Genomic DNA, 21,571 nt, shown 5'->3' with positions numbered 1-21,571 from the left:
GTCCAATTCGGGGACGTTCGTCGACAGGGGATTTCTGGGGCTCAGCCGCGCGACAGACGCCGCCGGTTGGCGCGCACGCCGTCGAGGAAATAGCGTGTCGTCTTCGCTGTGACCGCCAAGGGATCCTTGCCTAGCTTGCCCGACACGAGCTTGCCGAGCAGTTCCTGGTTCGCCGCCAGCTTCTCGCTGACCATTAGCCCGGCTTCCGCCATGGCCCCGGGTCCGCCTTCGGCGATTTTCTTCGAACGCAGCCACACCACCGAGGCCGCTTCGGTCCACAAGGCACACAGATCGCCGCCGATCGTCTGGAGCTGATGCAAAGTTTTCTGATCCATGCCGACCCTATGCGGTGCGGCGGGGCGCGGCGCAAGCTTGCCCTCGCAGGGTGGATCGCGCACAACCGCCGAGCCTGCGGGGAGGCGCCGATGCAGAAAGACAAGATCTTCATCAACTACCGCCGCGACGACGCCGGCGGTTTCGCGGGTCGGCTGGCCGACAGCCTGACCGCTTATTTCGGCCCGGGCCGCGTCTTCCGCGACGTCACCGGCATCGATTACGGCGACGATTTCGAGCGGGTGATCGACGAGAAGCTGGCGGAATCGGGCGCGCTGGTCGTGGTCATCGGCGATCGCTGGAGCAGCGCCACCAATGCCGAGGGCGCCCGCCGGCTCGACGATCCCGGCGACTACGTGATCCGCGAGATCGCCGCGGCGCTGCGCAGCGCGATCCCGGTGATACCGGTGCTGATCGGCAATGCCGCCATGCCGCGCCCCGGCGAACTGCCCGACACGCTCGGCGACCTGTCGCGGCGCAATGCTATAACCGTCACCGACGAGCGCTGGGAATTCGACGTCAACCGCCTCGCCAAGGTGCTGGCGATCGACGTGCCCGGCTCGGTCGCGCAGCGGCGGCTTGATCGGCTGAAAGCGGCCGCGCTCGCAATGCTGCTACTGTCGGGCGCCTTCGTCACGCTCGCGTTCTGCGCTGCGCTGCGGGCGGGCAACGCGCTGGGCGAAAGCCTGATCGCGGCAGGCTTCACCCCGCTCGCCTCGGCCGTGCCCTTCATCGCGATCATTCTCGCAGGGGCGCTGACGCTCAACGCGCTGCCGCTGATGGAGGAGGCCAGGCGCAAGTTCGGCTGGTCGGCGGTGGGTCTGTCGGCGACGGGCACGCTCGTCTCCTTCGTCGTCTACACGTTGACCAACCACGCCGAGCCAAGCTGGAGCCTGATCGTCAACTTCGCCGCGTCGACGGTGATCACCCTCGCGCTCCTCGTACTCGTCGCACTGGCCGGCTTCCGGGCCAAGTAGCCTAGTCCTTCAGCCGTGCGATCAGCGCCATCGCCGCAGCCGGATTACGCACCTTGTCGCCGGCGATGAAGAACACAAACACGTCGCGCCCGCCTTTGGCCCAGGTGCGCGCCTGGTCGGCCAGTCGGTCGAGCTCGGCATCGGTATAGCCGGCCCCGAGGTCCTCCTGTGCGTTCTGGATGCGCGCATAAGTGAAGTCCGCAGTCTGCTCGTCGAAGCGCGGATACTTCTCGGCCTCGGCATAGACCACGGCGACGCCTGCCTTGCGGCACATCTCGAAGAAGGCCGGATCGTCGAAGCTTTCGTGGCGCGGCTCGATCGCGTGGCGCAGGCGGATGCCGTCCTGCTCCTTGGGCATCAGCGCAAGGAAGGCGGCCATGTCCCCGGCATCGAACTTCTTGGTCGCGGCGAGCTGCCAGAGAATCGGGCCGAGCTTGGGCCCGAGTTCCGTAATGCCCTGCCCGACGAAGCGCCCGATGGACTCCCCGGCCTCGGCCAAGACGCGGCGGTTGACGCAGAAGCGGTTGGCCTTGAGCGTGAACACGAAGCCCTCGGGCACGGCATCGCGCCACTTCATAAAGCTTGCGGGCTTCTGGCTCGAATAGAAGGTGCCGTTGACCTCGATCCCGGTCAGGTGCTGACCGGCATAGTCGAGCTCCTTCGCCTTGGGCCACTTCTCGGGATAGAACACCCCCCGCCACGGCTCGAAGGTCCAGCCGCCGACGCCGACGTGGATGTTGCCTGCCTTGCCGCTCATCGGTTCGATCCTTGTCCTGATGCTCGTCCGCGCGACCTTAGAGCAGCCTGCGCCGCAGCGGCCAACGTCCATGTTCGATATGCGTCGCCTGGCCGTAAACGCTTTCGACCAGAATGATGTCCTCGACCGTCCAGCCGATCGGCGCAATCGCCTCGTTGCCCAGCCCGTCGCCCTTGTAGTTGATCGTGACATGCGGGTCCGGCGCGGCGCCGAAGAAGCGGAAATCGCGCGCCTCGAAATGCGCGCGCAGTAGCCATTGCAACGCCAGCGCACCCTTCTGCCGCTTGCTGCCGCGCAGGGTCACCGCCTTGCGTTCGACGATGCGATCGAACTGGACGTCGAAGACCCCGGCTTCGAAGCCTTCCATCGTGCGGTGGAACGCCGGAATGAAGTCTTCGGGCCATTCGGCGAGGTCGACGAGAGCCAGCACGGTCATATGCAGCAGGCCAGCCTCCCGGCTGCCGTCGTTGCGAGGCAAAGCCGCGATTTGAGATACTGTGTCAGGGCCAGGTTTCACTTGCAGGTAGAGCGGCCGCTTTGGCTGCGACTGCTTGGGCTGCCAAGGGCGGGACGGTCGGGGAATTCTGCCGGACATCGCACATACTCCGATTTATGTTCTCTAAATGTTCTCATCGCCAGCCGATTCGTTCAAGCCCATTTTTGCTGTCGTCTCGACTCTCTCACGCCGCGACCCGGAACCCCTCGCCGCGCCCCGCGTTTTTTCCGCGGGCGGTGACAGGAGACGACGTCATGCAGGCGCGCAACATGATCCTGACCGCGGTGATCGGCGGTCCCCTCGTCGGGATGCTGCTCGGCATCGCGGCCCACCCGACGATGACCCCGCCGCCCGAACCGAGCTGGCGCAGCGCGCGGCCCGATCCGATCTACAGCAAGGACCCGCAGCGGATCGTCGACTACGGGCCGCAGGACCTCAGCCCAAACTGGTTCGTCGACCGCACGCCGACCTGGAAGCGCCGCGCGGCAGAGCGCGAGGCGGCGGCCTATGCCCGGCTGCAATATGCCGACTACGTCCCCGAACCCCTGCCGCCGCCCGAGCCTGAAGCCGAGGCCCAGCCGCCATCGCAGATGAAGATCGTGACCTGGCCCAAGACGCCGATGGACGAGGCAGCCGAAGCGCGGAATGCCGAACGCGATGCCCAGGCCGCCGCCGGCGAGGCCCGATCGGCCGCCGCCGAACCCGCGGAACGCGAAGCCGAACCCACGGTCGACCCCGCAGCCCCGGCGCTCTAGCGCTCCTTCTTCGCCGCGTTGAGCGCCGCCGCCTCGCGCACCAGTTCCTTGAACGCCGCCACATCGACCGCCTCGCCCTCGCGGATGTCGATCGCCCGCCGCGTGCCGCCGCCGAAGCCCGCGTTAAACAGGCCCTGCGGATCCTCTAGCGCCGCACCCTGGGCGAAGGTCAGCTTGACGTAGCTCTTGTAGACCTCGCCCGTGCAGATCAGCCCGGCGTGCTCCCAGCAGGGCACGCCCGAGGGGTTCGAGGGCTTCACCCATTTGACCGTCTCGACCACCTCGGGCACGGCCTCGCGGATCAAACCGCGCATCCGCGTCAGCGCCTCCCCGCGCCAGTCGCCCAAACCGGCGAGCTTGGCGTCAATCTGTTCGGCTGCTTCGCTCATGCGCCCTCCTCGATGATCTTCCAGCCGTTCCCCGAGGGATCGCGGAAGTTGGCGTCGACATTGCCATAGCGCGCGATCGGTTCCTGGGTGAACTCCACGCCCGCGGCGCGCCACCTCTCATAGGTCGCGCGGCAATCGTCGACCGCCATGACCAGCGGCGGCATCGCCCCCTTGGCGACGAGTTCGCTGAGCGCCTGCGCCGTGGCCGGATCGTGCATCGGCGCCTGCGGGCGGAACAAGCCGAGCTGGAACTGCGGCTGCTCCGGGTGCTGCACCGTCAGCCAGCGGTAATCGCCGTTGCGCTGATCGGTGTGGACGCGAAAGCCCAGCTTGCCGACGTAGAAATCGTGCGCCTCGTCCTGGTCGCGCACATAGAGCCCGACCACCTGGATTGCTTCACTCATGGGACCTCCATCACTTGTGTCCCGCTGCCTCTATCGTCCGCCTCCTGCCGGCGCTTCTCCGAAACTGCTAAGGTGAGGTCGGGCCGGTGCGCGGCGGAGAGATAGCAGGCAGGCACCTGTCCCAACCGATGCTCGATCGCCTTCTCGCGCAGCCGGAACGCGCCCGGGCTCTCGCCGGTCACGTCGCGGAAGGTGCGGCCGAAGGTGCCGAGGCTGTTCCACCCGCTCTCGAAAGCCACCGCAGTCACGGCCAGGTCGGTGTCGCGGAGCAGCGCCTTGGCCCGCTCGATCCGGCGCGTCAGCAGATAGCGGTGCGGCGGTACGCCGAAGGCCTCCTTGAACGAGCGGGCGAAATGCGCCTCCGAAACGCCGCTGACCGCCGCCAGCCGCTCCACCGGCCAGTCCTCGTGGCTGAGCGCGTCCATTCGGTCGCGGGCGCGCAGCAGGCGGCGCAGCAGCAGCGGGTCCTGGCCGGAAACCGCGGTCATCAATAGCGCGTGCCGGGCAAGGCGGCCGCCTGCCGGACCCAGCTCGCGAACAGGGCCTCATCGAACCCGTCCTCGTGGACGTGGAAGTAACGCACCTCGGCCTGCTTCGAGGCGACCGGCGGCACCGGATCGAGCGAGGCACCGCGGAAGAAGTTCACTTTCACGTATTTGGTGACGCAGTGGAAGGCGAGGAACCAGCCGTCGCTATCGGGCGCGCCATAGAACGGCGTGTTCCACCGCACCGCCTTGCGCACGCCCGGCACCGCGGCCGAGATGATCGCATCGAGCCGCTGCCCGATGCCCCGCTTCCAGCCCGGCATCGCGGCGATATAGGCTTGGACGACGGCGTCGCCGTCACCCTTGGCGATCTGAGGGTTGCCGCCTGAGAGGAGCACCGGTTCGTTCACCGCCTAACCCTTTTCGATTCCCTTCCTTTCTAGCCCGCCCAGCCGCCGCGCCAAGCCCGAAGCCGCTTCGGACACCGATCCGTCTCGTTGCGCGACCCGCACTTGCCGTGCCGCACTATGCAATTGCGCTGCAGTGCAGCAGTGATACACATAACTCAGAACATACGGATGCCCGGGGCATTATCCTCTCTAGCAAGGATCGATGCCATGTTGTTCAACCTCAAGACCGCCAGCATCTTCGCGCTTGCAGCAAGCGCGATCGCCTTGCCTGCCCTGGCCCAGGCCGAAACCATCGAACGCGACGGCGTGACCTACGAATATTCCGTCAAGACCGAGAAGAACCGCACCGTCATCACCGGCAAGGCCGACCGGCAGACACCCTTCCGCCTCGTCGTGCGCGGCCAGCGCGTCTCGGGCGAATACAACGGCAAGCAGGTCGCCTTCTCGCTGAGCGAGGCCAGGGCGAACGCCGCGGAAGTCGCCGTCCGCTGATCCTGCGAGGCGGGAAGGCCCGGCTTTCCCGCCTCATCTGACCTGCCACAGTTCGACGGCATGCCAGACACCCGCGCAGGGTGACACAAGTTACACCCTGTCACCCGCCCTCTTCGCCCTCAAGCTCCTGCAAGGCCGCGATAATATCGGCCTCGGACGGAGCGGACGGATCAAGGGAGTGAATATGTATCAGCTCGCCCTCGGCCGCCGGGCCGGGATCGGCGAGCGGGACCTCGTCGCCCTCGCCCATCTCCACTTCGGCCACCAGCGCATCGAACCGCCGCGCGTGCAGCTCGGCCTCGGGTCCGCGGCGACCGAGCACCGGCACGTTGCCGCGCTGCGTGCTCAGCGCCAGCAGACGCAGGGTCAGCCGCTCGTCGTACTTGCGATAGGAACCGATCTGCTCGCCGCGGTGGAACACCGGGATCTCGACGCCGTTCAAGGCCCGCTCGAGCGCGGCATGGGCGAGGTTGTCGTAGGAGTGGTGGAAGGCGACGTCCCAGGCGAGGTCGAACGCCCCACCCTTCAGCCGCGACCGCAGCCGATAGGCCGACTGCCGGCTCATCCCCACCGACCGCGCCGCGGCGCTGACCGAATGGGTGGCCGAAAGCTGGCGCAGGAACGCCGCCATCTTCGGCGCATCCCAGCGGTCGCCGGGGCGGGTTTCATCGGCGGTGAGGTCAGAGGCGAGCGGCTCGCCCGGCGGGAGGAGGGCTTCGTGCTTCATCGGGCAGGATAAGGCACAGGATGGGGGGTGTAGGAAAGGGTTTTCAGATGCGAGGGCCATCGCCCTCGCGCTCCCGTTACCTTGTTCTTTTAGCCGGCAAGACTGACGGGAAACCCGCCAAAACGGTTCATATATGTGTGCGATTTGGTCTGAATGCGATTTCACGCGCATTTGAGAATTGCTAAAGCATATCGTGATGGAGTGCATGATATGCGCCGTAACGATGAAGAATTACGGAGAATTTGGCGACAAACTGCGATTCCGGTAATTATCAGACGCACCAAGAGAGGTCAGCAGCACCGCCTTCGCTTGCCCTACTCAGATGGCAATCGAGATTGGTTGCGAAACGGACGATCGACGCGCCCCGTATGGCTTAATGGCCTACGTTACTGGGAAATACCGAAGGCTTGGTTCAACGATTTTATAGACAGATCACTGAAACACTTTGGAAAAGTTTATATAATTCAACCATTTCGAGAACAGGAAAAATGCGCCCCTGCGTGCATGAATGCTGTCGGCCATGAATGCCAATGCTCATGCATGGGACAAAATCATGGTGCGGGAAATGATGGGAGTTGGTTCGAGGTGCATGACGCTTTTGCCACAAGGTGGAACGATGAAGAGTGGGCCTGCCGCCTGCTACTTGCCCGATGAGAACACCCGCTCTCACTGACCGCGAGCGACGACTTGCAAAGAAGCTCTTGTTGGATGGGATAGCGTACCAAAATGTCCAACAGCTGATCAACACTGGCCGCACTCCAACGATCAATCCGGGGCGCCTGGCAGGATCAGCGAATTGGGATGTTGAGGCGGCTTCTGATGATGAAGTTTCCAGGTATAAATACGAAAAATCCCTAGTCGACCTAAAGAGTGGACTATCTCCCATAGATGATGAACGAATATTTCGCGCCCGAGAAGCCATGATTTCCGCGGTTCAGATATTCAATAGCCCATCTATTCTCTTCAAGATTGAAATATTTCCCGTCCTGAGTCAAATAGCCTGGACATATCTTCTTCATGAGTATTATGATCTTAAAGGAATTTCCATCACAGACGCCAATGGAAACTCCCTGCTATTGAGCCAAATTCTCAATAGAGAGGACTGCCCTCTAAATACTGACGTAAAGAAAAACCTTTTAGCGGTCAAAACCCTAAGAGATAGCGTTGAACACACCATGCTATCCTCTGTTGGCAGGCTGTACTGGCCTCTATTTCAGGCAAATTGCCTCAATTTTGATCAGACTATTAGGAAGCTTTTTGGAGAAAATGCAGGTCTAGAGCAAACTCTTTCGCTGTCCCTTCAGTTCGGAAAAATGCAGCTCAATCAGCTAGCCCATTTGCAAAAATACGACTTGTCACCAGCAATTGAAGCAATTGACCAACAGATCAGTCAAGCAATTGAGGAGACCGGAAATGAAGGACCAAGCTACAAGTTCAAAGTTAACTACACATTTGAAAAAGCAACAAAAGGCGATTCCCACATAGTTTTCACGGAAAACAACAAAGAATCCGAAAAATTATCCAATATTTTGACTAAAAAGGTCGTTGGAGATGAGCTATGGCCATACAAACCAACCGCCGTTTTACAGAAAATCAATGAGGCCTGTGATGCAAATTTCACATCACATGACCACCAGCTAGCTTGGAAAAAATTTGGCGTAAGACCGCGTAATAAAGCAAAAAAGCCGGATGATTGCAAAAAAGATTTCTGCTACTATCACGCTGCACATAGAGATTATACATACTCAGATAAATGGGTCGACTTTCTGATTAATATAGCCAACAATCCCGACGAACTTAAAGCATTGCGAGGTTTCGATCCAAAACAAAAATAACCGACCCTACAGCGCCACCGCCGCCCCTTCGCCCACAACCGTCGTCCACCCCCGCACTTCCCAGCGCTCGACCAGCCCGTTCGCCACATAGGGATCGCTTTCCGCAAAACGTTCGGCCGCACTGCTGTCCTCGCCGGCGAACAGCAGCATCGCGCGGTCGGCGGGGGCGAGGGCGCCGCCCAGGAGCAGTTCGCCGCGCGCCACCGCTTCCTTGGCCAGCGCCAGGTGCGCCTCGCGGAACTGCGGGCGGCGGTCGAGGTAGTCGGGGGCGAGGTGATAGATCAGCAGGTAGTGTTTCATGCCGGCCTTCTAGCACGCCGGCGGCGGCGCAGGCTGGCCAAAGTGGCACCCGCCTGCCAGAGGTGCCCCGACAGGAGCCACCCATGCCCAGCGATGACGAAGACTACCAGTTCGACGAGGACAGCGGCGAATGGATGCCGGCGTCCGAACTGGCGGCCAAGCGCGCCGCCGCCGATACGGTCGAAGTGCGCGATGCGGTGGGCAACGTCCTCGCCGATGGCGATCAGGTGACGCTGATCAAGGACCTCGAGGTCAAGGGCGCGGGGCGGACGCTCAAGCAGGGGACGGTGATCAAGTCGATCCGGCTCACCGGCGACGCGCAGGAAATCGACTGCCGGTTCGACGGTATCAAGGGGCTCGTGCTGCGCGCGGAATTCGTCCGCAAGCGCTGAACGCCCGGCGTCAGATCGCACCGGCGCCATCTGCCCGCTACGATCATTCTGCTGGATCGTCATCCCGGGCTCGACCCGGGATCCCGCTGCCTTCGTGGCCTCGCGGCTGAACGCAACAAGCGGGACCCCGGATCAAGTCCGGGGTGACGAACTTGGGCTTGGGCGAAGTTGGTCGTTCCCTAGTCCACCGGCTGGCCGATGTTGGCCGGGCTCTCGCCGGGGCTCAGCACGAAGCGCCAGATGCCGCCGCCGATCAGTGCGCCCAGCAGCGGCGCGACCCAGAACAGCCATACCTGGCCCAGCGCGTCGGTCGTCGCGAACAGGGCGACGCCCAGCGAGCGTGCCGGGTTGACCGAGGTGTTGGTCACCGGGATCGAGATCAGGTGGATCAGGGTCAGCGCCAGGCCGATCGCCAGCGGGGCGAAGCCCGGAGGGGCGACGCGCGAGGTCGAGCCGAGGATGACGATGAGGAAGCCCGCGGTCAGGACGATCTCGATTAAGGCCGCCGATTGCAGCGAATAGTGGCCGGGCGACAGGTCGCCATAGCCGTTCGAGGCGAAGCCGCCGGGCTCGAACCCCGGCTTGCCCGAGGCGATGCAGTATAGCACCCCGCCCGCGACGATCGCGCCGACGACCTGGGCGATCCAGTAGGGGATCAGGTCCTTCCAGGCGAAGCGGTTCGCCACGGCGAGGCCGAGCGACACCGCCGGGTTGAAATGCCCGCCCGATATGCCGCCGACGGCATAGGCCATGGTCAGCACGGTGAGGCCGAAAGCCAGCGCGACGCCGGCGAAGCCGATGCCGAGCTCGGGAAAGGCCGCGGCGAGCACCGCCGATCCGCAGCCGCCGAAAACGAGCCAGAAAGTGCCGAAGAATTCGGCCGCAAGGTTCCGCATATTCCTCTCCTTCAATTCCCCGGGGGCGAGGCTATCGCAGCCCCGCCCGCCGGGAAAGCAAGGAAACTACCTATATGGCGGTGTTTTCAGTCGATGATCTCGGCGCCCTGCTGCTTCAGCCGCTCGAGCCCGTCCAGCATCGCCTGTAGCACTTCGGGCGCGTGGCCCTGCCATTCGGCCACTTCGCCGATGATGCGCAGCGGCGCGCGGCTGCGGTAGCTTTTGGTCGGGTTGCCGGGGAACTTCTTGTCGGTGAGGTTGGGATCGTCGAACCATTCGCCGGTGGGCTCGACGATGTAGATGTGGCCCCGGCCTTCGCCCTTGGCCAGCTCCGCACCCCAGGTCGCCGCGTCGAGCGTCGCGGTGAAATAGACCCAGGACAGCTTTTTGAGGATGTCGAAGTTGGACTTGTGGCCGACTGCGATCAGGTCGCCCGGTCTAAGGTCGGCCTTGGTGCCGTGGTAGAAGGTGGTCGGCCCATCGTTCGTCGGTTCGTCATGCGGTGACGTCATCGGTGCGCTGCTCCGTTTTTATTTGCCCCATAGATTGGGGTTACGGATGCGACGCTGCGTTCAGGCCTTCTTCTTCTTCTCGGTGAACCCGCGCTTGTCGGTCCAGCCGCAGCCCTTGCGCTGCTCGTCGCCGATCTGGAGCGAGACGGTGAAGGGATAGGTGCGGTCGGACATGCCGTCGCTGCACGGCGCGTCGGTCACGGCCATGTCGAGCGCGTGGGCGCCCAGCGCGCCCGAATAGGCGAGGCCGTTGTTGCCGGCGAAGCGGCGGACCGGGATCACCGTGCCGGTCGGGTTGTCGGGCGTGGTGTAGGTCAGCGCGCCGTCGGTCAGCGAGCCGCCCCAGAACGGCTCGGTGCCGGTGAAGTGCAGCGTCTCGTCCTTGCCGATGCCCGTGTAGTTGGTCGCCGTGGTGCCGTTGGTACCGGTCGGGTCCTTCGCGTCGCCGCCGTGACCGTTGCAGGCGGCGAGGAGCAGCGGCGAGAGGATCAGCAGTGCACGCATCGGAATTCCCCCCTTGTTTTCAACCACCCGCGCCCCCGCGATCTCCCGGTATGGTCCCGCTCCCGGCACTCGACAAGCGCCTAATGCGCCGGCCGAGTCCGGGTTTGGGATATCAGTCGTGCTCGCGGTCGCCGGCGCCGATGTAGAGTTCGCGGCCGCCTTCGTCGTAGACCTTGCTCATTTCCGCCATGCCCTTTTCGGCCTCCTCGGCGGCGACGAAGCCGTCGGAGGGCTGGTTCTGCAGGCGGGCGAATTCGCGGACTTCCTGGCTGATCTTCATCGAGCAGAACTTGGGCCCGCACATCGAGCAGAAGTGCGCCGACTTGGCGCCTTCGGCCGGCAGGGTCTGGTCGTGGTACTTCTCGGCCGTATCGGGATCGAGCGACAGGTTGAACTGGTCGCGCCAGCGGAACTCGAACCGCGCCTTGCTCAGCGCATCGTCGCGGACCTGGGCCGCCGGGTGGCCCTTGGCGAGGTCCGCCGCGTGGGCGGCCAGCTTGTAGGTGACGACGCCGACCTTGACGTCGTCGCGGTCGGGCAGGCCGAGGTGCTCCTTGGGCGTGACGTAGCAGAGCATCGCCGTGCCGTACCAGCCGATCTGCGCGGCGCCGATGCCGCTGGTGATGTGGTCGTAGCCCGGCGCGATGTCGGTGGTCAGCGGCCCGAGCGTGTAGAACGGCGCTTCGCCGCAGGCCTCGAGCTGCTTTTCCATGTTCTCCTTGATCTTGTGCATCGGCACGTGGCCGGGGCCTTCGATCATTACCTGGACGTCCTGCGCCCAGGCGCGCTTGGTCAGCTCGCCCAGGGTGTAGAGTTCGGCGAACTGAGCCTCGTCGTTGGCATCGTAGATCGAGCCGGGGCGCAGGCCGTCGCCGAGCGAATAGGCGACGTCGTAGGCCTTCATGATCTCGGTGATCTCGTCGAAGCGATCGTAGAGGAAGGACTCCTTGTGATGCGCCAGGCACCACTTGGCCATGATCGAGCCGCCGCGGCTGACGATGCCGGTCATCCGCTTGGCGGCGAGCGGCACGTAGGGCAGGCGCACGCCGGCGTGGATCGTGAAGTAGTCGACGCCCTGCTCGGCCTGTTCGATCAAGGTGTCGCGGAAGATCTCCCACGTCAGGTCCTCGGCGATGCCGCCGACCTTCTCGAGCGCCTGGTAGATCGGCACGGTGCCGATCGGCACGGGGCTGTTGCGGATGATCCATTCGCGCGTGTCGTGGATATTGCGGCCGGTGGAGAGGTCCATGACGGTGTCGGCGCCCCAGCGGATCGACCAGACCATCTTGTCGACTTCGCTGGCGACGTCCGACGCCACGGCAGAGTTGCCGATATTGGCGTTGATCTTGACCAGGAAGTTGCGGCCGATCGCCATCGGCTCGCTCTCGGGGTGGTTGACGTTCGACGGGATGATCGCGCGGCCGCGGGCGACTTCGTCACGGACGAATTCCGGCGTCACGTAATCGGGGATCGAGGCGCCGAAGCTTTCACCGTCCCGCTTGTATTCGGCAAGGCGGGCACGGCCTAGGTTCTCGCGCTCGGCGACATATTCCATCTCGGGCGTGATGATGCCGCGGCGGGCATAAAACATCTGGCTGAGGTTGGCGCCGGCCTTGGCGCGCAGCGGGCGGCGCAGCGCGGTGGGGAACGGGGGAACGCCGCCCGAACGGTCGGGGCCGAGCTGGCCGTTGTCTTCGGGCTTGACCTCGCGCGGCTCGTACTCCTCGACGTCGCCGCGGGCGAGCTGCCAGTCGCGGCGGATCATCGGCAGGCCGGCGGCGATGTCGATCGTGACGTTCGGATCGGTGTAGGGACCCGAGGTGTCATAGACGCGCACCGGCGGTTCGCCCGACGTGGGCTCGAGGTGGATCTCGCGCATGGCGACCTTGAGCGGGCCGACGTGGATCTTCTTCGAGCCGCGGATCGGTCCGGTGGTGACGCCGATTTCGAGGCGGGAATTGATGTCGGCCATATGCGCTCCTCAGGTGGGCGAATGGCGGGAGCGCTTGACGTCAGCGACCCTTCCCTCCGCCCGTGCTAACGGGTTCAGGTTCGACGGGTCGTGGGGCGCTACGCCCACCTCTCAGCCACGTTTTTGCCCACTCTCGAAACATCGGAGTGGGAGCAGGCTCCCCGGGGATGGGCGGGTTCTAGACTGTACGGAGCCGCCAGACAAGCGCGCCGCGCTCCGAAGCGCGATCAGGCTGACATGCGGTGGGCTGTGCTACCAGCCGCCGTTGGCCAGGGCTGTCTGGAATTGCAGGGCATGGCGGGCGACGAGCTTGTTCTTGTCGGTGCCGTTGATGATCCGGCGCGCCACGATGAACTCGGCCTCGCTGGCGTCGCCTTGCTCCGGAAGGTGCCGCGCCAAAGTGTGCCGCCCCTTCGAGTCGCCGGCGAACCAGCCCTCTTCCATCCCTCGTCGCATGATCCGAGCGGCGATATCGGGTTCGAGCGCCTTTTCCAGATCCTGAGTCAGCGCCCCGCCGAGGCCAAGTGCCTTGTCGGCATGCTTGTAGTTTTCTTCCCAGGTCAGCTGGACATAACCGCGGCCGTACCACGGATAGTATCGCAGGTTGCTCTTCCGCCATGTCTCGGACAGCCAGTAGGCCTCGCGCACGGGCTGCATCGTAGCGTTGGTCTCGTGGAAGGCCGTGGCCAGGGCATAGGCGCAATAGGCGCGCGGCGTTCCGGCCATCGCGGCGAGGATGGCGTTGCAGCCGTCCACTTCACCCTGGCTCAGCGTCGGCCCCAGCAGGCCCGGCCGCAGCGAATTGTAGAATTTCTCCGGATCGAATGCCATTGTCCGTCCCCCGACAGTTCCGGCGGCGAATGTAGGCGCGAACCGCCTGCAGGCCCCGAGGGACAAAGCTCCGAAATGGTCGCTTAGCGGCCGTTGCCCCGGACGGGCGGAGCGCGCATCTAGCGCCCATGACGATGCTCTACCGTCTCGACGCGCCTGCTCACCAGATCGCCGACCGCTTCGCTGCGAGGGCGGGCGAGGACCCGTGGGAAGCCGGCCACGTCGCGCCCGGGCAGTTCGCGCCGGTGATCACCACGGGCCGCGAATTCGTCGCCGGACCGCGCCCCTCGGGAGAGCCGACGCGGCGGATGACTCCGAGGCTCTGGGGCGTGCCGCCGCCGCCATCGGCAGGCGGGGCGCCGCGCCAGGGCATCGCTTCGGTGCGCAATCTCGAAAGTCCATTCTGGATCGGAAACCTGCGCAACAGCGAGTTCCGCTGCCTGGTCCCGGCGACGGCCTTCATGGAATGGGGCGCAGGGCGGAACGTCGAGGGCAAGCGACGGTCGTGCTGGTTCACCTTGGCCGATCAGCCGATATTCGCGCTCGCCGGGGTGTGGAAGGACAGCGAAGTGCCGAGCTTCGCGCTGGTCACCTGCGAGGCCAATGCCGCGCTGCGCTCGATCGGCCGCGATACGATGCCCATTATCCTCCCCGCCGATCCGCGCGCGCAGAGCATCTGGCTGAACGGCGGCTGGGACCGCGCGCAGGAGCTTGTCGCGCCCTATTCGTCCTCGCTGATGGATCTGCGCGGATGAGCGACCTTGCCGCCCTGCTCGCCGATATCCGCGCCTGCCGGGTCTGCGAGGCGGGGCTGGGCTTTCGACCGCGACCAATCGTCCAGGCGGGCGTCGACGCGCGGATAGTCATCATCGGCCAGGCACCGGGCAGCAAGGTCCACGCCAGCGGCGTGCCCTGGGACGACGACAGCGGCGACCGTCTGCGCGGCTGGCTGGGGCTCGACCGCGAGACCTTCTACGACCCCGACAAGGTCGCGCTGGTGCCGATGGGCTTCTGCTATCCAGGCAAAGGGAACGGCGGCGATCTCCCGCCGCGGCGGGAATGCGCGCCGCTCTGGCATGAGCCGCTTCTGGCCCATATGGTAAACCTCAAGCTTACTTTACTTGTTGGGCAATATGCCCAGGCGGCCTACCTGCCGCACGGTTTCGCGCAGTTGATGACCGAGGCCGTGCAGCGTTACGCCGAGCTTCCTGAAGGCCTGTTCCCCCTGCCCCATCCCGCCTGGCGCAGCCGGCTGTGGATGGCCAAGTACCCCTGGTTCGAAGCCGAAGTACTGCCCGATCTGCGCGGGCAAGTGGCGGCGGCGATTGGCGCTTGACGAGTCGGTAAGTCAAAACTAACCGTAAGTCATGACTAACCAATCAGCCGCCGCCATCCTCTCGACGCTCGCCGATCCGACGCGGCGCGCGATCTTCGAGAAGCTGGCCGAAATGCCGCAGCCCGTAGGCCGGCTCGCCGAAGGCCTGCCCGTCTCCCGCCCCGCGGTGTCGCAACACCTGAAGGTGCTCAAGGATGCCGGCCTCGTCAGCGAGATCGCCGAGGGCACGCGCCGGATCTACCGCATCGATCCGAGAGGAATAGGCGTCATGCGCGATTGGCTCGACCGCTTCTGGCACCAGGCCATGAATGATTTTGCAGACTACGCGAACAATCTCGCGAAGGAGGAAAAGGAATGAGCATCGCCCCCGTCATCCATACGGTCCGCGTCGCGCTGGCGCCCGAGCGCGCCTTCGCCGTGTTCGTCGAAGGGATCGGCGAATGGTGGAAGAAGGGCAAGACGCTGGGCGAACCCCATGCCGCCATCGTCATCGAACCGCAGGCGGGCGGCCGCTGGTTCGAACGCGATGCCGAGGGTACGGAGATCGACTGGGGCAAGGTGATCGACTGGAGCCCGCCGCACCGGCTGTTGCTCGGCTGGCAGCTCGATGCCAAATTCCGCTACGATCCGAACTTCCTGACCGAGGTGGAGCTGAGCTTCGTTCCCGATGGCGACGGCACGCTGGTGACGCTCGAACACCGCGATCTCGAACGCTTCGGCAGCGACGCCCCCACCGTCCGCGAAAACATCGGGGGCTGCGAAGGCTGGCCCTTCCATATCGAAGCCTATGCCAACTACGCCAACAGCAAGGAGTCCGCACAATGACCTTCATCGTCCACGGCATCCCCGGCAGCCCCTATGTCCGCTCGCCGCTGATCGCGCTCGAGGAGAAAGGCGCCGCCTATCGCCTGCAGGCGCTGCCCTTCGGCACTTACAAGACGCCCGACTATCTGCGCCGGCAGCCCTTCGGCAAGATCCCGGCCTTCGAGCATGACGGCCTGGAATTCTACGAGACGCAGGCCTTCCTGCGCTATCTCGACCGGGTCATACCCTCGCCTTCGCTGGCGCCCGGCGATGCCCGGTCGCTGCTGCGGATGGACCAGATGCTCAACATCGTCGACAGCTATGTCGCCAAGACCGTCAGCGGCGGCCTGACCTTCGGCCGCGTGGTCGCACCCAAGTTCGGCATGCCGGTTGACGAGGCGGCCATCGCCGCGGCGCTGCCCGATGCCAGGATCGCGGTGGACGAGATCGCGCGGCTGCTCGACCAGGACGCCTACATGGCCGGTGACGCGGTGAGCCTCGCCGACATCCACCTGATCTGCCATCTCTGCTTCCTGCCGCTCTTCGCCGAGGGGCAGGAGCTGCTCGCGCCGCATCCGAACCTCTCGGCCTGGATCGCGCGGATGGAAGCGCGGCCGAGCGTCCAGGCGACGACATGGGAGAAGGTGGGCGAGCTGGCTGCAGCCTGACTCAGAACGTGTAAGCGAGGCCGGCGCCGGCGAAGAACTGGCCTCGCTTGCCGCGGATCGCCGTGATCGGTGTTTCGGCGGCGCTGCCCTGGAGCCGCGAATACTGCACGCCCGCGCCAAGCGCGAAACCTCCGTCGAGGAAGTTGCCGTCGAGGTCGAAGGCGGTGAAGGCGCCCAGGTTCCATTCCTTGAAGCCGCCGCGGCCGACATATTGCGGCAGGCCGCTGGCGGCGCTGCCGGCGGCGTCGATGCCGTAGTTGTATTGCGCATATTTGCGGTCGACGAATTCGGCGCCGACGCGCGCGCCGATCACCTGGCCCTTGCTGACCGGGGTGAAGTAGGTGACGCCCGGCGCGATCACGCGGCCGCCGCCCTTGCCCGAGACGTCCCAGCGGAAGTCCGCGCCGAGCGAGATCCGGTCATAGGCGTTGATCACGCCTTTCAGCGTCATGCCGACGGTCGCGCCGCCTTCGATCACCGCATCGAGCTTGCCCAGCCGCCGGACGACCGGGTCCTTGATCCCGTTCAGGCTGGAGCGGTTCGAGCGATAGCGGGCGACCGGGCCGAGGTTGAAAGTGAGCCGCTTGCCTTTCTGTTCGGGGATGAAATTGAGCGCCAGGCCGGCCGCACGCGGGCTGATGTTGATGCCGGCAACGCGGCCGTAGACTCCACCCGCCGGCGTGATCCTGCGGTCGTCGGACCCTTCGTAGCTCGGCATTGACACCGCGCCGACCCCGACCACCAGGAAATCGCCGTCGAACACGCTCGATGCCATTACGGCCTCTGCTTGGGCGGGCGTATCGGCCTTTGCCGGATCGGCTGGAGGGGGAACCTCCTGGGCGTCAGCGCAGGCCGGGGCGCAAAGGGGGGCGGCCGCCAAAGCGATGGCGGGGAGAAGTCGGCGCATGATCCTCGCAGTGTGAAAAGTGGATGTTCCACCGCTTAACGCACTGATCGCGCGAATGTTCTCAAGCGTTCCGAGAGACGGGTTCAGCCGGGTTCCTCCGCGGGCGGCGAGGTATCGCCATCGCCGAGCGCGCGCTGCATGTAGAGAACGTCGATCCACTTGCCGTGCTTGCGGCCGACGCTCCTCAGCCGTCCCACCTCGACGAAGCCGGCCTTGGCGTGGAGCGCGACCGACGACGGCTCGGTCGCGGCGATGCCCGCGATCACCTGCCGCACACCGCGCGCTTCGCATTCCTCGAGGAGCGCCCCCAGCAACCGAGTGCCCAGGCCCTGCCCGAGCTTGTCGTGGCGGATATAGACGGAGTTCTCGACCGTATCGCGATAGGCGGCGCGGGTGTGGTAGCGCCCGGCATAGGCGTAGCCGAGCAGCACGCCCGCGGCGTCGCGGGCGACCAGCCAGGGCATGCCCGCGGCGTGCAACCGTTCCATCCGCGCGGCGATCTCGGCCGCGTCGGGCGGTTCGATCTCGAAGGTCGCGGTGCCGTGGATGACGTGGTGCGCGTAGATCTCGGCAATCTCGGCCGCTTCGGCGCCCGTGGCGGGTTCGATCCGGGGTTCGTCGCTCATTTTCAACGCCATGCCGCAATCCGCCCCCTCCGGCAAACCCCGAAAGCGTGGCGGATCGTTAGGCGGGTAGCCCGAGGCTTCGCCGTGCGGGCGCAAAGTATCGCAGGAAAAAAGGACGAGATCCCATGAACATCCGCAAGCCGATCCTCATCGCCGCCGGCGCTGCCCTGCTGCTGGGCTCCCCCGCCGCCGTTCTTGCCCAGGCCGATCCTGCCGCACCTCCGACCGCCTCGACCATGCCTTCGAGCGACCCGACCATGGCGGCTCCGGCAGCCAGCGCGCCCGCCGCTGCCGCGGCCAACCCGGCACCGGTCACCGATACGAGCGCCGCGGCCAAGGACTATCCGCGCTGCTCGGCGACCGTCACCGACGGCTGCATCCAGGGCGGCGGGTCGAAGACCCATCGCGCCAAGACCACGCGCCACAAGAAGGGCTGAAGCACCGTCCAGACCGGGCCGCAGCGCGCACGGGTTGCGCTGCGGCGGATGCCCGCTAAACGCTATGCGCGATGAGCGAGCATGACTGTGACATCGCCATCCTGGGCGGGGGCTTGCCGGCGGGCTGATAGCCCTGGCTCTGGCAAGGCATCGCCCGGACCTGCGCCTCCTGCTGATCGAGCGCGGCGAACGGCTGGGCGGCGAGCATGTCTGGTCGTTCTTTGCCAGCGACGTCGCGCCCGAGCACGCCTGGCTGGTCGAGCCGCTGATCGCGGCGCGCTGGGACGGCTACGAGGTCCGCTTTCCCGGCCATTCGCGCGTGCTCGATACACCCTATCGTTCCATACTGAGCGAGAACCTCAATGCCGAGCTACGCCGGGTTCTGCCTGCCGAGAGCCTGCTGACCGGAACCGAAGCGGTCGATGCCGGGCAGACGCAGGTGACGCTGGCGGGAGGACGCAGCCTGCAGGCGGGCGGGGTCATCGACGCCCGCGGCGGCGCGGGCATGCCCCACATGACCGGCGGCTGGCAGCGGTTCTTCGGCCAGATACTGCGGCTGGAGCAGCCGCATGGACTGACCCGGCCCGTCGTCATGGACGCGCGGGTCGAGCAACTCGAAGGCTACCGCTTCGTCTATTGCCTGCCCTTCTCCGAAACCGAGATCTTTATCGAGGACACCTATTATACCGACGACCCCGCGCTCGACGCGCCGTGCCTGGCCGCGAGAGTGCGCGACTATGCGGCACAGCAGGGCTGGACCGTGGCCGAAGTGCTGCGCGAGGACCGCGGCGTGCTGCCGGTGATCGGCGCGGGCGACTTCGCGAAATTCTGGCCCCCCCCATCTTTGGGCGCGGCCAGCGGCCCCGCCCGCGCAGGCGTTCGTGCCGGGCTGATGCACCCGCTGACCTCCTACTCGCTGCCCGATGCCGTGCGCCTGGCCATGGAAATTTGCCGCTTGCCCAATCTTTCGGGTGCGGCGCTGGCTTCGGCAAGCTATGCTTGGGCCGGGGCGCATTGGCGGCGGGGGAGTTTCTACCGGATGCTCACACGGATGCTGTTCGGTGCCGGACAGCCGCAGTATCGTTTTCGCATGCTCGAACGCTTCTACCGCCTGCCGCCGCCGCTGATCGAACGGTTCTATGCCGGACGCTCGACCCGCGCGGACATGGTGCGGATCGTCGCGGGCAGGCCGCCCGTGCCGGTGATGGGCGCGATCGCCAGCCTGGCCGGTGGTGGCAGACCGCTGGCGTCGCTGGGAAGCATGTCATGAAGCGCGCCTGTGTCATCGGCGCCGGCTTCGGCGGGCTTGCCCTGGCGATCCGGCTGCAGAGTTCGGGCGTCGCCACCACCGTGGTCGAGGCGCGCGACAAGCCCGGCGGTCGCGCCTATTTCTGGGAGCGCGAGGGCTTTACCTTCGATGCCGGTCCCACGGTCATCACCGATCCGAACTGCCTGCGCGAGCTCTGGGCGCTGTCGGGCCAGAACATGGCCGACGACATCGAGCTGATGCCGGTCAGCCCGTTCTACCGGCTCAACTGGCCCGACGGGGTCAATTTCGACTATTCGAACGACGAAGCCGCGCTTCAGCGCGAGATCGCCAAGATCTCGGCCGAAGACCTCGCCGGCTATGCCGAGTTCCTCGACTATGCCGCGGCGGTCTATCAGGAAGGCTACGTCCGGCTGGGCGCCGTGCCGTTCCTCGACTTCACCTCGATGCTGCGCGCCGCGCCGGCGATGCTCAAGCACCAGGCCTGGCGCTCGGTCTATTCGATGGTCTCGAGCTTCGTGAAGAACGAGAAGCTGCGCGAGGCGTTCTCGTTCCATACGCTGCTGGTCGGCGGCAATCCGATGACGACCTCGGCTCTCTATGCGCTGATCCACAAGTTGGAGATGGACGGCGGCGTCTGGTGGGCCAAGGGCGGGACCAACCGGCTGATCGCGGCGATGGTCAGGCATTTCGAGCGGCTCGGCGGCGTCATGCGGATGCACGACCCTGTGCTCCACGTCCACACGTTGGGCGACCGCGCGACCGAGGTCGAGACGGTCAGTGGCTGGCGCGAGCGGTTCGACGCGGTGGCCAGCAATGCCGACATCATGCATTCCTACCGCGACCTGCTCGCCGATACCGCGCGCGGGCCGCAGATGGCGCGCAAGCTGGCGAGGAAACGGTTCAGCCCCAGCCTGTTCATCGTCCACTTCGGCGTCGAAGGTTCCTGGCCCGGCATCCCGCACCACACGATCCTGTTCGGCCCGCGCTACAAAGGGCTGCTCGAGGACATCTACGACCACGGCGTGCTGCCGCAGGACTTCTCGATCTACCTGCACCACCCGACCGTGACCGACCCGTCGCTGGCACCGCCGGGCAAGAGCACCTTCTATGCGCTGATCCCCGTCGCCAACCAGGGCAAGCTGCCGATCGACTGGGACCAAGCCGGCCCGCTGATCGAGAAGCGCATTCTCGACGAGGTCGGCCGCCGACTGATCCCCGACATCCACGACCGCATCGTCACCAAGTTCCACTATGCGCCGCGCGACTTCGCGCTCGATCTCAACGCCTATCAGGGCAGCGCCTTCAGCCTCGAGCCGATCCTGACGCAGAGCGCCTGGTTCCGCGGCCACAACCGCGACGATCACATCAAGAATTTCTACCTCGTCGGCGCGGGCACCCATCCCGGCGCGGGCATTCCGGGGGTCGTGGGCAGCGCCAAGGCGACGGCGCGGCTGATGCTGGAGGATCTGAAGTGATGAAGCGGCTCGCGGTCTATTGCGGCTCGGCGACGCCGGCCGACCCGCGCTATGTCGAACTCGCACGCGAAGTCGGCGAGACGCTCGCAAAGCGCGGCATCGGCGTGGTCTATGGCGGCGGTCGGCTGGGCCTGATGGGCGCCGTGGCAAGCGGCGCGCTGGCCGCGGGCGGCGAGGTGATCGGCGTGATCCCGCAGGCGCTGGCGGGCAAGGAAGTCGCCAACCACGACTGCACCGAACTGCACGTCGTCGATGGCATGCATGCGCGCAAGCTCGCCTTCACCGAGTTGTCGGACGGGTTCCTGACGCTGCCCGGCGGCGTCGGCACGATGGACGAGCTCTGGGAAGCGGTCAGTTGGGCCCAGCTCGGCTATCACGCCAAGCCGGTCGGCATCCTCAATGCCTTCGGGTTCTACGACCACCTGCTCGCCTTCAACCGCCACATGGCCGAAGTCGGCTTCGTGCGGCCGGCGCACCAGGGCATCATCCTGACAGAGCACGAGCTCGACCTGCTGCTAGACCGCATGGCCGTGCACGAGCCGGCGACGCCGATCTTCGCGATGAAGGTCAGCGAGCTTTGA

At 65.5% G+C, this 21,571-nt stretch carries 30 protein-coding genes and 1 riboswitch; of the genes, 14 read left to right on the top strand and 16 right to left on the bottom strand.

Annotated features, from left to right (window positions below):
* Positions 1-41: 41 nt before the first annotated feature.
* Entirely contained in the window at positions 42-335 is a 294-nt protein-coding gene (locus KRR38_RS24980; RefSeq protein ID WP_217406144.1) for a hypothetical protein, read from the bottom strand.
* Positions 336-425: 90 nt separating this feature from the next.
* Here KRR38_RS24980 and KRR38_RS24975 point away from each other — a divergent pair, with 90 nt between their 5' ends.
* Positions 426-1,310: a toll/interleukin-1 receptor domain-containing protein gene (locus KRR38_RS24975; protein ID WP_217406143.1), complete on the top strand. Its 885-nt coding sequence runs from the start codon at positions 426-428 to the stop codon at positions 1,308-1,310.
* Between the two features lies 1 nt (position 1,311).
* Here the strand turns inward: KRR38_RS24975 and KRR38_RS24970 are convergent, their stop codons facing one another.
* Positions 1,312-2,067 (bottom strand): DUF72 domain-containing protein, encoded by a 756-nt coding sequence (locus tag KRR38_RS24970; RefSeq protein ID WP_217406142.1) that lies wholly within the window; start codon positions 2,065-2,067, stop codon positions 1,312-1,314.
* 37 nt (positions 2,068-2,104) lie between these two features.
* Entirely contained in the window at positions 2,105-2,503 is a 399-nt protein-coding gene (locus tag KRR38_RS24965; RefSeq protein WP_217406141.1) for a 2'-5' RNA ligase family protein, read from the bottom strand.
* A gap of 314 nt (positions 2,504-2,817) precedes the next feature.
* Here KRR38_RS24965 and KRR38_RS24960 point away from each other — a divergent pair, with 314 nt between their 5' ends.
* On the top strand, positions 2,818-3,318 hold the full coding sequence (locus KRR38_RS24960; RefSeq protein ID WP_217406140.1) for a hypothetical protein: 501 nt from the start codon (positions 2,818-2,820) through the stop codon (positions 3,316-3,318).
* On the opposite strand, the gene KRR38_RS24955 is transcribed toward KRR38_RS24960, so the two are convergent.
* Genes KRR38_RS24955 through KRR38_RS24940 form a run of 4 tightly spaced genes read right to left on the bottom strand, consistent with a single transcriptional unit; the run spans position 3,315 to position 5,006 of the window.
* Positions 3,315-3,707, bottom strand: a complete 393-nt coding sequence (locus KRR38_RS24955; RefSeq protein WP_217406139.1) for a DUF1801 domain-containing protein — start codon at positions 3,705-3,707, stop codon at positions 3,315-3,317. The genes KRR38_RS24960 and KRR38_RS24955 overlap by 4 nt on opposite strands.
* Positions 3,704-4,111, bottom strand: coding sequence for a VOC family protein (locus tag KRR38_RS24950; RefSeq protein WP_217406138.1), 408 nt, complete (start codon positions 4,109-4,111; stop codon positions 3,704-3,706). The genes KRR38_RS24955 and KRR38_RS24950 overlap by 4 nt, the downstream gene beginning before the upstream one ends.
* A complete protein-coding gene (locus KRR38_RS24945) occupies positions 4,108-4,599 on the bottom strand; it encodes a helix-turn-helix transcriptional regulator (RefSeq protein ID WP_217406137.1) in 492 nt (163 codons plus the stop codon). Before KRR38_RS24945 ends, KRR38_RS24950 begins: the two co-directional genes overlap by 4 nt.
* A complete protein-coding gene (locus KRR38_RS24940) occupies positions 4,599-5,006 on the bottom strand; it encodes a DUF1801 domain-containing protein (RefSeq protein ID WP_309141134.1) in 408 nt (135 codons plus the stop codon). Before KRR38_RS24940 ends, KRR38_RS24945 begins: the two co-directional genes overlap by 1 nt.
* 207 nt (positions 5,007-5,213) lie before the next feature.
* On the opposite strand from KRR38_RS24940, the gene KRR38_RS24935 reads away from it, so the two are divergent.
* Positions 5,214-5,498, top strand: coding sequence for a hypothetical protein (locus KRR38_RS24935; protein WP_217406136.1), 285 nt, complete (start codon positions 5,214-5,216; stop codon positions 5,496-5,498).
* 100 nt (positions 5,499-5,598) lie between these two features.
* Here KRR38_RS24935 and KRR38_RS24930 read toward each other — a convergent pair whose 3' ends face one another.
* Positions 5,599-6,225 (bottom strand): hypothetical protein, encoded by a 627-nt coding sequence (locus tag KRR38_RS24930; protein ID WP_217406135.1) that lies wholly within the window; start codon positions 6,223-6,225, stop codon positions 5,599-5,601.
* 623 nt (positions 6,226-6,848) lie between these two features.
* On the opposite strand from KRR38_RS24930, the gene KRR38_RS24925 reads away from it, so the two are divergent.
* Entirely contained in the window at positions 6,849-8,060 is a 1,212-nt protein-coding gene (locus KRR38_RS24925) for a DUF3644 domain-containing protein (protein ID WP_217406134.1), read from the top strand.
* A gap of 6 nt (positions 8,061-8,066) precedes the next feature.
* On the opposite strand, the gene KRR38_RS24920 is transcribed toward KRR38_RS24925, so the two are convergent.
* Entirely contained in the window at positions 8,067-8,360 is a 294-nt protein-coding gene (locus tag KRR38_RS24920) for a YciI-like protein (protein WP_217406133.1), read from the bottom strand.
* Between the two features lie 83 nt (positions 8,361-8,443).
* Between KRR38_RS24920 and KRR38_RS24915 the strand changes: the two genes are divergently transcribed.
* A complete protein-coding gene (locus KRR38_RS24915) occupies positions 8,444-8,752 on the top strand; it encodes an alkylphosphonate utilization protein (RefSeq protein ID WP_217406132.1) in 309 nt (102 codons plus the stop codon).
* A 179-nt stretch (positions 8,753-8,931) separates the two neighbouring features.
* On the opposite strand, the gene aqpZ is transcribed toward KRR38_RS24915, so the two are convergent.
* From aqpZ to KRR38_RS24890, 5 genes are all read right to left on the bottom strand, one after another.
* Positions 8,932-9,648 carry an aquaporin Z gene (gene aqpZ / locus KRR38_RS24910; protein WP_217406131.1) on the bottom strand — a complete coding sequence of 239 codons (717 nt, stop codon included), beginning with the start codon at positions 9,646-9,648 and terminating at the stop codon, positions 8,932-8,934.
* Positions 9,649-9,734: 86 nt separating this feature from the next.
* On the bottom strand, positions 9,735-10,160 hold the full coding sequence (gene arr, locus KRR38_RS24905) for an NAD(+)--rifampin ADP-ribosyltransferase (protein ID WP_217406130.1): 426 nt from the start codon (positions 10,158-10,160) through the stop codon (positions 9,735-9,737).
* Positions 10,161-10,220: 60 nt separating this feature from the next.
* A complete protein-coding gene (locus tag KRR38_RS24900; RefSeq protein WP_217406129.1) occupies positions 10,221-10,664 on the bottom strand; it encodes a COG3650 family protein in 444 nt (147 codons plus the stop codon).
* A gap of 112 nt (positions 10,665-10,776) precedes the next feature.
* The gene (gene thiC / locus KRR38_RS24895) at positions 10,777-12,636 is read right to left on the bottom strand and encodes a phosphomethylpyrimidine synthase ThiC (RefSeq protein ID WP_217406128.1); all 1,860 of its coding nucleotides are present in this window, start codon (positions 12,634-12,636) and stop codon (positions 10,777-10,779) included.
* Positions 12,637-12,670: 34 nt separating this feature from the next.
* Positions 12,671-12,810, bottom strand: a riboswitch (TPP riboswitch).
* A 78-nt stretch (positions 12,811-12,888) separates the two neighbouring features.
* Positions 12,889-13,467: a hypothetical protein gene (locus KRR38_RS24890; RefSeq protein ID WP_217406127.1), complete on the bottom strand. Its 579-nt coding sequence runs from the start codon at positions 13,465-13,467 to the stop codon at positions 12,889-12,891.
* Positions 13,468-13,595: 128 nt separating this feature from the next.
* Between KRR38_RS24890 and KRR38_RS24885 the strand changes: the two genes are divergently transcribed.
* The 5 genes from KRR38_RS24885 to KRR38_RS24865 are packed head-to-tail and all read left to right on the top strand — an operon-like array spanning position 13,596 to position 16,275.
* On the top strand, positions 13,596-14,222 hold the full coding sequence (locus KRR38_RS24885) for an SOS response-associated peptidase family protein (RefSeq protein ID WP_254514966.1): 627 nt from the start codon (positions 13,596-13,598) through the stop codon (positions 14,220-14,222).
* Positions 14,219-14,803: a uracil-DNA glycosylase family protein gene (locus KRR38_RS24880; RefSeq protein ID WP_217406126.1), complete on the top strand. Its 585-nt coding sequence runs from the start codon at positions 14,219-14,221 to the stop codon at positions 14,801-14,803. The genes KRR38_RS24885 and KRR38_RS24880 overlap by 4 nt, the downstream gene beginning before the upstream one ends.
* Positions 14,804-14,834: 31 nt before the next feature.
* Positions 14,835-15,161 (top strand): helix-turn-helix transcriptional regulator, encoded by a 327-nt coding sequence (locus KRR38_RS24875; protein WP_217406125.1) that lies wholly within the window; start codon positions 14,835-14,837, stop codon positions 15,159-15,161.
* On the top strand, positions 15,158-15,628 hold the full coding sequence (locus KRR38_RS24870) for an SRPBCC family protein (RefSeq protein WP_217406124.1): 471 nt from the start codon (positions 15,158-15,160) through the stop codon (positions 15,626-15,628). The genes KRR38_RS24875 and KRR38_RS24870 overlap by 4 nt, the downstream gene beginning before the upstream one ends.
* Positions 15,625-16,275: a glutathione S-transferase family protein gene (locus KRR38_RS24865; protein ID WP_217406123.1), complete on the top strand. Its 651-nt coding sequence runs from the start codon at positions 15,625-15,627 to the stop codon at positions 16,273-16,275. The genes KRR38_RS24870 and KRR38_RS24865 overlap by 4 nt, the downstream gene beginning before the upstream one ends.
* A gap of 1 nt (position 16,276) precedes the next feature.
* On the opposite strand, the gene KRR38_RS24860 is transcribed toward KRR38_RS24865, so the two are convergent.
* Together KRR38_RS24860 and KRR38_RS24855 are read right to left on the bottom strand one after the other, a co-directional pair.
* Positions 16,277-17,050: a MipA/OmpV family protein gene (locus KRR38_RS24860; RefSeq protein ID WP_217406122.1), complete on the bottom strand. Its 774-nt coding sequence runs from the start codon at positions 17,048-17,050 to the stop codon at positions 16,277-16,279.
* A gap of 215 nt (positions 17,051-17,265) precedes the next feature.
* Positions 17,266-17,808 (bottom strand): GNAT family N-acetyltransferase, encoded by a 543-nt coding sequence (locus tag KRR38_RS24855; protein WP_217406121.1) that lies wholly within the window; start codon positions 17,806-17,808, stop codon positions 17,266-17,268.
* Positions 17,809-17,933: 125 nt separating this feature from the next.
* On the opposite strand from KRR38_RS24855, the gene KRR38_RS24850 reads away from it, so the two are divergent.
* The 4 genes from KRR38_RS24850 (at position 17,934) to KRR38_RS24835 (ending at position 21,571) form a co-directional block, all read left to right on the top strand.
* Positions 17,934-18,245: a hypothetical protein gene (locus KRR38_RS24850; RefSeq protein ID WP_217406120.1), complete on the top strand. Its 312-nt coding sequence runs from the start codon at positions 17,934-17,936 to the stop codon at positions 18,243-18,245.
* Positions 18,246-18,369: 124 nt separating this feature from the next.
* Positions 18,370-19,515: a lycopene beta-cyclase CrtY gene (gene crtY, locus KRR38_RS24845; protein ID WP_217407452.1), complete on the top strand. Its 1,146-nt coding sequence runs from the start codon at positions 18,370-18,372 to the stop codon at positions 19,513-19,515.
* The gene (locus tag KRR38_RS24840; protein WP_217406119.1) at positions 19,512-20,990 is read left to right on the top strand and encodes a phytoene desaturase; all 1,479 of its coding nucleotides are present in this window, start codon (positions 19,512-19,514) and stop codon (positions 20,988-20,990) included. The genes crtY and KRR38_RS24840 overlap by 4 nt, the downstream gene beginning before the upstream one ends.
* Positions 20,990-21,571, top strand: coding sequence for a TIGR00730 family Rossman fold protein (locus KRR38_RS24835; protein WP_217406118.1), 582 nt, complete (start codon positions 20,990-20,992; stop codon positions 21,569-21,571). The genes KRR38_RS24840 and KRR38_RS24835 overlap by 1 nt, the downstream gene beginning before the upstream one ends.

Source organism: Novosphingobium sp. G106 (genome assembly GCF_019075875.1).
GTDB lineage: Bacteria > Pseudomonadota > Alphaproteobacteria > Sphingomonadales > Sphingomonadaceae > Novosphingobium.
The sequence above is the reverse complement of the archived record's forward strand: the minus strand, read 5'-3'. Positions and strand labels throughout refer to the sequence as shown.

What these genes read in the sequence shown, in the direction of transcription:
- arr (WP_217406130.1), bottom strand. Translation starts at nt 10,160, where the DNA reads ATGACGTCACCGCATGACGAACCGACGAACGATGGGCCGACCACCTTC.
- KRR38_RS24900 (WP_217406129.1), bottom strand. Translation starts at nt 10,664, where the DNA reads ATGCGTGCACTGCTGATCCTCTCGCCGCTGCTCCTCGCCGCCTGCAAC.
- KRR38_RS24970 (WP_217406142.1), bottom strand. Translation starts at nt 2,067, where the DNA reads ATGAGCGGCAAGGCAGGCAACATCCACGTCGGCGTCGGCGGCTGGACC.
- KRR38_RS24955 (WP_217406139.1), bottom strand. Translation starts at nt 3,707, where the DNA reads ATGAGCGAAGCAGCCGAACAGATTGACGCCAAGCTCGCCGGTTTGGGC.
- KRR38_RS24960 (WP_217406140.1), top strand. Translation starts at nt 2,818, where the DNA reads ATGCAGGCGCGCAACATGATCCTGACCGCGGTGATCGGCGGTCCCCTC.
- KRR38_RS24850 (WP_217406120.1), top strand. Translation starts at nt 17,934, where the DNA reads ATGAACATCCGCAAGCCGATCCTCATCGCCGCCGGCGCTGCCCTGCTG.
- KRR38_RS24920 (WP_217406133.1), bottom strand. Translation starts at nt 8,360, where the DNA reads ATGAAACACTACCTGCTGATCTATCACCTCGCCCCCGACTACCTCGAC.
- KRR38_RS24840 (WP_217406119.1), top strand. Translation starts at nt 19,512, where the DNA reads ATGAAGCGCGCCTGTGTCATCGGCGCCGGCTTCGGCGGGCTTGCCCTG.
- KRR38_RS24980 (WP_217406144.1), bottom strand. Translation starts at nt 335, where the DNA reads ATGGATCAGAAAACTTTGCATCAGCTCCAGACGATCGGCGGCGATCTG.
- KRR38_RS24965 (WP_217406141.1), bottom strand. Translation starts at nt 2,503, where the DNA reads ATGACCGTGCTGGCTCTCGTCGACCTCGCCGAATGGCCCGAAGACTTC.
- KRR38_RS24835 (WP_217406118.1), top strand. Translation starts at nt 20,990, where the DNA reads ATGAAGCGGCTCGCGGTCTATTGCGGCTCGGCGACGCCGGCCGACCCG.
- KRR38_RS24865 (WP_217406123.1), top strand. Translation starts at nt 15,625, where the DNA reads ATGACCTTCATCGTCCACGGCATCCCCGGCAGCCCCTATGTCCGCTCG.
- KRR38_RS24870 (WP_217406124.1), top strand. Translation starts at nt 15,158, where the DNA reads ATGAGCATCGCCCCCGTCATCCATACGGTCCGCGTCGCGCTGGCGCCC.
- KRR38_RS24860 (WP_217406122.1), bottom strand. Translation starts at nt 17,050, where the DNA reads ATGGCATCGAGCGTGTTCGACGGCGATTTCCTGGTGGTCGGGGTCGGC.
- aqpZ (WP_217406131.1), bottom strand. Translation starts at nt 9,648, where the DNA reads ATGCGGAACCTTGCGGCCGAATTCTTCGGCACTTTCTGGCTCGTTTTC.
- KRR38_RS24945 (WP_217406137.1), bottom strand. Translation starts at nt 4,599, where the DNA reads ATGACCGCGGTTTCCGGCCAGGACCCGCTGCTGCTGCGCCGCCTGCTG.
- KRR38_RS24890 (WP_217406127.1), bottom strand. Translation starts at nt 13,467, where the DNA reads ATGGCATTCGATCCGGAGAAATTCTACAATTCGCTGCGGCCGGGCCTG.
- KRR38_RS24935 (WP_217406136.1), top strand. Translation starts at nt 5,214, where the DNA reads ATGTTGTTCAACCTCAAGACCGCCAGCATCTTCGCGCTTGCAGCAAGC.
- thiC (WP_217406128.1), bottom strand. Translation starts at nt 12,636, where the DNA reads ATGGCCGACATCAATTCCCGCCTCGAAATCGGCGTCACCACCGGACCG.
- KRR38_RS24880 (WP_217406126.1), top strand. Translation starts at nt 14,219, where the DNA reads ATGAGCGACCTTGCCGCCCTGCTCGCCGATATCCGCGCCTGCCGGGTC.
- KRR38_RS24975 (WP_217406143.1), top strand. Translation starts at nt 426, where the DNA reads ATGCAGAAAGACAAGATCTTCATCAACTACCGCCGCGACGACGCCGGC.
- KRR38_RS24855 (WP_217406121.1), bottom strand. Translation starts at nt 17,808, where the DNA reads ATGAGCGACGAACCCCGGATCGAACCCGCCACGGGCGCCGAAGCGGCC.
- KRR38_RS24950 (WP_217406138.1), bottom strand. Translation starts at nt 4,111, where the DNA reads ATGAGTGAAGCAATCCAGGTGGTCGGGCTCTATGTGCGCGACCAGGAC.
- KRR38_RS24915 (WP_217406132.1), top strand. Translation starts at nt 8,444, where the DNA reads ATGCCCAGCGATGACGAAGACTACCAGTTCGACGAGGACAGCGGCGAA.
- KRR38_RS24930 (WP_217406135.1), bottom strand. Translation starts at nt 6,225, where the DNA reads ATGAAGCACGAAGCCCTCCTCCCGCCGGGCGAGCCGCTCGCCTCTGAC.
- KRR38_RS24885 (WP_254514966.1), top strand. Translation starts at nt 13,596, where the DNA reads ATGACGATGCTCTACCGTCTCGACGCGCCTGCTCACCAGATCGCCGAC.
- KRR38_RS24875 (WP_217406125.1), top strand. Translation starts at nt 14,835, where the DNA reads ATGACTAACCAATCAGCCGCCGCCATCCTCTCGACGCTCGCCGATCCG.